We start from the raw sequence: 7,418 nt of genomic DNA, 5'->3' as shown, positions 1-7,418 counted from the left end.
GCGCCGAACACGCCCTACAACGCGACCCGCATCGGTCGGCTGATCGCTGAACAGACGGACATACCGCCGGGCGTCGTCAATGTCGTCACTGCCTCAGATCACTTCGTCGGCGAAGAGCTCACCCTTTCGCCGAAGGTTGACCTGATCTCGTTTACCGGGTCAACCGTCGTCGGCAAGCGAATCATGGAGAAGGGCGCAGCCACCATGAAGCGGCTCTTCCTGGAGCTCGGCGGCAAGTCAGCGACGATCGTGCTCGAGGACGCCGACCTGGGGATGGCATGTGCGATCGGCATCGCGCCTTGCATGCACGCCGGACAGGGCTGCGCGAACCCGACGCGGTTGTTGCTTCCGCGATCCAAGTACGACGAGGGCGTCGCGATGCTCAAGGCAATGTACGACGCGGTGATGCCGGGGGACCCGCAAGACCCAGCAACCTTATGCGGGCCCGTGATTTCGGATAAACAACGACAACGCGTGCGCGGCTACATCCAGAAGGGTATTGACGAGGGCGCCACCTGCCTCGTCGGTGGCCCCAACGCGCCGACCGGTTTCGACAAAGGATATTTCGTCACGCCAACACTTTTCACCGATGTCGACAACTCGATGACGATTGCCCAAGAGGAGATCTTTGGGCCCGTCCTCGCGGTCATCCCGTTCGAAGACGAAGAGGACGCAATCCGCATCGCCAATGACAGTGTGTACGGGTTGGCCGGCAACGTCATGTCCGGTTCGGTGGAGCACTCGATGGCCGTAGCGCGCCGAATCCGGGCGGGGTTCATGGGAATCAATGGCACGGCGGCTTATGGCGCCGACTCACCGTTCGGCGGATACAAGGCTTCCGGTGTGGGCCGTCAGAACGGTGTGTGCGGCTTCGATCAGTACACCGAGGTTAAGACGATGGGCTACCCCGCCGGGTAAGGACTGCAAAATGCAATCGTTCGATGAATTACGCGAGGAGTGATTCGTGACCGACTTCGAAACGGTGGACTTCTTCACCGACGAATCCCTTGTGCCCGATCCATATCCATACTTTGACTACTTACGTTCCAAGTGCCCCGTCGCGGCCGCAACGCCATTCGGCGTCCTCGCTGTCACCGGCTACGAGGAGGCGCTCGAGGTCTACAAGAACCAGGCCTTCTCGTCCTGTGTCTCGTTGGCGGGGCCCTTTTCCGGTCTGCCATTTGGCCCGGGCGCTGATGATGTCTCCGAGCTGATCGAGCAACACCGTGATCGGCTGCCCATGGCAGAACACATCGCTACCCAAGACCCGCCCGAGCATACGCGCACCCGCGGACTTCTCAGCAAACTCCTCACGCCAAAGAGGTTGCGCGAGAACGAGGATTTCATGTGGAGGCTGGCCGATCAGCAGCTCGATACGTTCATCGACCGCGGCGAGTGTGAGTTCCTGGATGATTACGCCAAACCGTTCGCGTTGTTGGTGATCGCCGACTTGCTCGGCGTCCCCACCGACGACCACGATGAGTTCCGGGCAACGTTCGACAGATCACTCGCCGGGGCCATGGGCGACGAGTCAGTCAAGTTGGTCAATCCGCTGGAATTCCTCGCCCAAAAGTTCCATGCCTACATCGAGGAACGTCGGCGCGCTCCCCGCGCCGATGTGCTCACCGAGCTGGCGCAGGCCAAGTACCCCGACGGATCGACGCCTGAGATCGAAGACGTGATGAACCTCTCGACATTTCTGTTCGCCGCGGGAACGGAGACGACTACAAAACTGGTCAGCACCGCGGTTCGCATCATCGCTGAAAACCCGGGCCTCGAAACCACACTGCGTGAGGACCGCGGCCTCATCCCAGGCTTCCTGGAAGAGACGCTGCGACTGGAAAGTCCCGTCAAGGCACACTTCCGGATGGCCAGAACATCGACCTCTATTGGGGACGTCCCGGTCCCGGCCGGCACGATCGTGATGCTGCTTCCAGGGGCCTGCAACCGCGATGCTCGCAAGTTCGACGAACCCGACGCTTTTCATCCCGACCGCCGCAACGTGCGCGAGCACCTCGCATTCATCCGCGGCAACCATTCATGCCCGGGAGCGCCGCTGGCCCGCGCCGAGGCGCGGATCTCGCTGAACCGCATCTTGAACCGAATGACCGACCTGCGCATCTCCGAAGCGCACCACGGCCCACCCGATGCCCGGTCCTACGCGTATGAGCCAACCTTCATCCTGCGCGGACTGCGCGAGCTCCATATTCAATTCAAGCCTGCCTGATGCAAGCCGGATGATCGCTGCGTTAACGGGGTTGGTTGGGCACGTCGGGGACCAGCTGCTTCGTCAGTCCCGACGTAACCCAGCCGCCCAGCTTTGTAATCAGATGAGGCGCGAAAACGGCTCCGTAGACCAGGTTTCCGATGATGATGACAGCGGCGATGGATAGTGGCTGGACCCCGGCACTTGGTCCGCAACTAATGAGAGTCGTGAGTGATGATGTGGAGTAAAGCGTAGCGGATCGGGGATTGACTGACAGGAGTCTTTCAGTTCATCGAATCGTCGGACCTGGTTGTGCTAGGCCAATCCATAGGAATCAGCGCGGTAGTGGCATTTCCGCGGACACCTGTTGTGGTTAGTCTACTAACATGTTAGTGTCATAACATGTTGATGGAATCGGGTTCTGCGGGTGTCGTCGTGGTCGGGGCGGGTCCCAGTGGTTTGGTGGCGTCATCGGCGCTCCGCGCGGCCGGCGTCGACGTTCGGACGCTCGATGCCGCACCAGGTCCAACCACCACGTCACGAGCGTTGGGTCTGCAGCCGCGCGGTATCGAGGTGCTCGACAGAATCGGTGTCATCGGAGACCTGCGGGAGAGCGCTGTGCCGTTGTCGCGCTCGATATTTCGTATCAGCGGTCAGCACTCGGCGGAGCTGTCGTGGGTCAACGCCAATCGGTCAGGGCCCGCCAATCCGTTGATCATCTCGCAGGCCGACATCGAAGCGTCGCTGCGAAACCGCCTCAGCACTATTGGTGGAGCCGTGGAGTGGAACCAGCGTGTCGTGAGTGTCGAGGACACCGGTGAGCGCGCCTCGGTGCGACTCGCCGATGGGAGGGTCATACGCACCGATTGGGTGATAGGCGCCGATGGCGCGCACAGCGTGGTGCGCAAAGCCGCAAGCATCGATTTCCCCGGTGTGCCGCGGGTCGAACGGCTCCTCATCGCCGATGTTTGTGCCGACCTCGACAGCCCACGAGACGCTGTGGTGTTCTTCGCCGGTCCGACGGGTCTGCTGGGGGCCTTTCCTCTGCCGGGCGACAACGTGTGGCGGCTGATGGCTCCGGCGACGGGAGCGGATCGCGCCCATCTAGCGCCGGAGGACATCCTCGCTGAGCTCGAGGCTGGATTGGCGCAGCACGCGGGCGGTGTCGTCCGATCGGTTGTATGGGCATCGTCGTTTCGTATACACCGCCGGCTGGCCGACAGCTACCGGAGCGGCAGACTGCTGCTGGTCGGGGACGCCGCCCACGTCCACAGTCCCGTGGGCGCTCAGGGATTGAACACCGGAATCGGTGACGCCGAGAACCTCGCATGGAAACTCACACTCGTCGTGAGCGGACGCGCACACGAAGACTTGCTCGATAGTTACGACGCCGAGCGGCGTCCGATCGCTGCTGAAGTGCTGTCCAACACTGCCGACGTCACGGACATCTTGGCCGGCACCGGGTTCAAGTCGCGGCTGATTCGTGATCACGCCATGATGCCGATACTTAGCGTGCGATCGGTGCAGCGGCGTATCGCGGACAAGGCCTCGCAGTTGTCGGTGACCTATCGCAGGGGCCCGCTAGGTAGCACGCATCGATTGCGCGCATTCGGTATGCGCGCACCAGGGCTTCGCCCGGGTGACAGGGTGCCCGACGCCGAAATTACCTGTAAGGACGGGGATGTGGTGCGGCTGTTCACCGTACTTGGGCCCGGCTGGGCCTTACTGGGTGAAGATGCGCTGGGTGCGGTCGCGCAAGCTCGACTCGGTGACGTTACGGTCCTACCCGGCGATGACGATGCCCTTCTGGTGCGGCCAGATGGCCATCTCGCCTGGCGCGGGCGCGACCCCCGCCTGCTCGAGGAATGGCTCGATACCGCTTTAGGACGTTCGAGTGCCGTGAACGCGGTGTCGGCATGGTGACGAACGACGACTGGCGCAGCCGTAAGAAAGCGGCCACCCGCAGGTCGATCCAGGAACACGCGCTACGCCTGTTCGCCGAAAATGGATACGACAACACAACAGTCGAAGACATCGCCGCGGCCGCGGGCGTATCGCATATGACGTTCTTCCGCTATTTCCCCCGTAAGGAAAACGTCGTCCAGACACGTGAGTACGACCCGATGATCGAGGAACTCATAGTCGCCCGACCACCGCACGAGTCACCACTGGCGGCAGTAGGCGCCGCGTTGTCCACCAGTATGGCGGCGATCCTACCGACGGACCGCCAAAGGATTCTCACGCGTGTTCGCCTCATGATGAGCACACCCCAGCTGCGAGCCCTCCAGTTGATCGCAATGGACGAGACTCGCGATCTATTCGCACGTTCCCTCGCGCGACGCAACGGTCACACCCAAGGAGATTTTGTGCTTGCCGTCCACGCGAGGGTCGCCGTTGCCGTGTTCGTAGCTGCATTGGAAGCCTGGGCACAAACAAACGACGGGGATCTCGTTGCGATCGTTGAAGCGGCGTTCAGCGCCGCCGAAACTGCCACGGCGTCTCGACCTCCGGATTCTTTGTCCCGCCACACAATTCGTTCCCCGAGATCTGCGCGCGCTGCCGAGCCTCGACGGAGGAGTATGTGATGATCTCAACTGCCGCGTTCGAAATAGCGATGGTGCATCGCGTACTTATGACCTACCGTTGCTCGCCCGCACCGCCCGAATTGAACAGCGAAACCGCCATATCGAGCACTCTCGCTCGAGTAATCGCCGGTCGCGGATCGAGTTTTCGGGACAAACTGGCCAACCTACTTGCTGGCAACGTCGAAGAGAACAGGCAGAGAAGTAGGCGATCGGAATACTTGCCCGCGGATGTGGGGATCATCGGCGTCAGGGTCGAGACGGAGGTTGTCGAGCCGATCGAGCAACAGGTTCACCGCGACCCGCATTTCCATGCGGGCCAAGTGCATTCCCAGGCAGACGTGTGCGCCGTAGCCCCATGAGATCGGCGTCCGCGGCTGGCGGAAGATGTCGAAACGATCGGGATTGTCGTAGCGGGTTTCGTCGCGGTTGGCGGCGCCGAGCATCGGCATCACTGAGCAGCCGGCAGGGATCTGCACGCCGCCCAGTTCCGTATCGCGTGTGGTGACCCGGGTGATTGATAGGAGTGGAGCCTCCCAGCGCACTGCCTCTTCGATTGCTTGTGGCAGAAGCGATCTGTCAGCACGCACCGTGTCGAGTTGATCGGGGTTCGACAGCAAGCCAAATAGCAGATTGCCCAGGGACCGGTACGTGGTCTCGACTCCGGCCGGCATCAATAAATGTAAGAAGCAGTAGATCTCTTCGTCGGACAGCCTCTCGCCGTCGATCTCGGCTTCGGCGAGCCGACTGGTCAAGTCGTCGCGAGGGTGTTGTCGGCGATCGGCGAGAATCGGCACGAGGTACTTGCCGAGTTCGTCGGTCGCCTCCGCGGCGCGCTGAGGGTTGATACCGAAGGCCAGCTGCGATATCGACCATCGTTGAAACTGCGCATAGTCTTTTTCGGGCAACCCCAGCAGTCCGGCGATGATCTGGGCCGGGTAGGGAAACGTGAACTCGTTCACCAAATCTGCGCTGCCATTGCCGGCGAAGCTATCGATCAAAGTGGTACCCACCCGCGCCGCCAAGTCGGATTCCCAGTGTGCCAGCGCCTTTGGTGAGAAGGCTTTGGAAACCAGAGCCCGGTGCCTGCCGTGTTCGGGTTCGTCCATTCCGACCATTACGTGTTTGCCGATACCGAAGAAGTCCTTGATGATGGCCGACGAGTAGGTCTCGTTGTCGCGCAGCATCTCTTGAATGTCCTCGTGGCGGTACACCATGAAGACCGGTTTGCCCTCCTCGCCCGGCATCACGGAGAAGTCCAACCGTTGCACCGGTTCGGATTTCCGGATGCGAGACAACTCAGTGTAGGGATCGCGTACGTCCCCAGCGACCGCATCGTCGAAGGATCCGAAATCTTCCAGGTCGTCGAACAGCTGCATCGTGCAAACTCCTTAATCTTGCTGACAGTCAGTGGGTTAGGCGACTGAATCGTTTCGCAGAGAACCGAAACGCGGGATTCCCATCGCGACTCGTGTGACTTGCTGAATGAGCCGATTCGGGAGGAACCGATTGCTGATCAGCAGCATGTGTGCGTCGGGGCCAACGGCGTGACGGGTGAGGGGCGCGGTGTCGTCGAGGGCTTTGGCCAGCCCACGAGCGAACCGCTCTGGCGTTGCTGCGATTCGGATAGCAAGTCGGCCTCGTCGGTCGATATTGGTGTTGATTGGGCCGTAGGGTCCGTCCAAGCCGCGGTAGTCCTGCACTCCCGCATCGGTGAGAATGTCGGTGTCGAACGTCCCCGCCACGAGTATGGTTACGCCGAGACCGAACGGCGCGACCTCGCCGGCCATGGCCTCCGCCCATCGCTCGGATGCACCTTTGACGGCGGAATACGCGGCGATCGTCGGCATTCCGCGCACACCGCCCTCGCTGGAAATCACCACGATCCGACCGCGACCGGCAGCGCGCATAGGCGGCAGCAGTGCCTTGGTGAGTGCTACCGGCCCGAACAGGTTGGTATTGAAGAGATCTTGCCAGACGTCAACGTCCATCTCTTCGACACAGCCAGCTGCCATGATTCCCGCGTTGTGTACAACGGCGTGCGGCGCGCCGACCGCGGTTGCGATGCTCTTTGCGGCCGAATCGATCGATGCCCTATCGGTGAGGTCGAGTTGAACGCCGATCAGCCGAGGGTCGTCCGGCGGTGCCCCAGTTGCCTCACGGAGCCGTTCAAGGCCGACGTCCGGGCTCCGCATTGCTCCAACCACGCGCCATCCGAGCTTGTATAGGTGAGCGGAAGACGCAAGCCCGAGTCCGCGGGAAGCCCCTGTGATAACGGCCGTGCGGGGCTCACCCATTGTTGTGCTCCGCGCAGCGGTCACTCTTGGACCCGAGCGTAACCGTCGGACGTCCTTGGGGCTGCAACATCATGTATGTCGACCAGATGCCAGACGAGTAGGGTCCCTTTTGGCCGTTCGCTTCGTAAAAGCCCTGTGGGTCATACACTTTCGCGTCTGGGAACGGCCAGGGGCACGCGACGGACGTCGTGGCACGCGACCACTTCATCAGAGCGAAAGCGCCTCCGTAGAACAGGTAGAAGACGTTCACGATGACCAGCATCACCATGAATGAACCGAGAGCCGGCCGGCTGGGGAAGATGCGGGCGCGCTGGGCTAACTTCTCGGACACCG

Annotated in this window: 7 protein-coding genes and 1 pseudogene; 4 read left to right on the top strand and 4 right to left on the bottom strand. The window is 61.7% G+C overall.

Annotated features, from left to right (window positions below):
* Positions 1 to 918 (top strand): aldehyde dehydrogenase family protein (locus tag A5652_RS23095; RefSeq protein WP_156745500.1); only part of this gene is annotated, 918 nt, incomplete at its 5' end.
* A 46-nt stretch (positions 919 to 964) separates the two neighbouring features.
* The gene (locus A5652_RS23090) at positions 965 to 2,227 is read left to right on the top strand and encodes a cytochrome P450 (RefSeq protein WP_067357366.1); all 1,263 of its coding nucleotides are present in this window, start codon (positions 965 to 967) and stop codon (positions 2,225 to 2,227) included.
* A gap of 22 nt (positions 2,228 to 2,249) precedes the next feature.
* Here A5652_RS23090 and A5652_RS28795 read toward each other — a convergent pair.
* Positions 2,250 to 2,405 (bottom strand): annotated as a pseudogene (locus tag A5652_RS28795) (DUF5135 domain-containing protein); the annotation flags it as partial.
* Between the two features lie 209 nt (positions 2,406 to 2,614).
* On the opposite strand from A5652_RS28795, the gene A5652_RS23085 reads away from it, so the two are divergent.
* Positions 2,615 to 4,129 carry an FAD-dependent monooxygenase gene (locus tag A5652_RS23085; RefSeq protein ID WP_067357369.1) on the top strand — a complete coding sequence of 505 codons (1,515 nt, stop codon included), beginning with the start codon at positions 2,615 to 2,617 and terminating at the stop codon, positions 4,127 to 4,129.
* On the top strand, positions 4,123 to 4,791 hold the full coding sequence (locus tag A5652_RS23080; protein ID WP_067357362.1) for a TetR family transcriptional regulator: 669 nt from the start codon (positions 4,123 to 4,125) through the stop codon (positions 4,789 to 4,791). The genes A5652_RS23085 and A5652_RS23080 overlap by 7 nt, the downstream gene beginning before the upstream one ends.
* Positions 4,792 to 4,955: 164 nt before the next feature.
* Here A5652_RS23080 and A5652_RS23075 read toward each other — a convergent pair whose 3' ends face one another.
* The 3 genes from A5652_RS23075 to A5652_RS23065 form a co-directional block, all read right to left on the bottom strand.
* The gene (locus tag A5652_RS23075) at positions 4,956 to 6,167 is read right to left on the bottom strand and encodes a cytochrome P450 (RefSeq protein ID WP_067357358.1); all 1,212 of its coding nucleotides are present in this window, start codon (positions 6,165 to 6,167) and stop codon (positions 4,956 to 4,958) included.
* A 36-nt stretch (positions 6,168 to 6,203) separates the two neighbouring features.
* Entirely contained in the window at positions 6,204 to 7,085 is an 882-nt protein-coding gene (locus A5652_RS23070) for an SDR family oxidoreductase (protein ID WP_067357355.1), read from the bottom strand.
* Positions 7,078 to 7,418 (bottom strand): spirocyclase AveC family protein (locus A5652_RS23065; protein ID WP_156745499.1); only part of this gene is annotated, 341 nt, incomplete at its 5' end. The genes A5652_RS23065 and A5652_RS23070, both read right to left, overlap by 8 nt.

The sequence above is a fragment of the Mycobacterium sp. 1165178.9 genome (genome assembly GCF_001673555.1).
Taxonomy (GTDB): Bacteria; Actinomycetota; Actinomycetes; order Mycobacteriales; family Mycobacteriaceae; genus Mycobacterium.
This window is presented reverse-complemented; position numbering and strand designations above follow the sequence as displayed.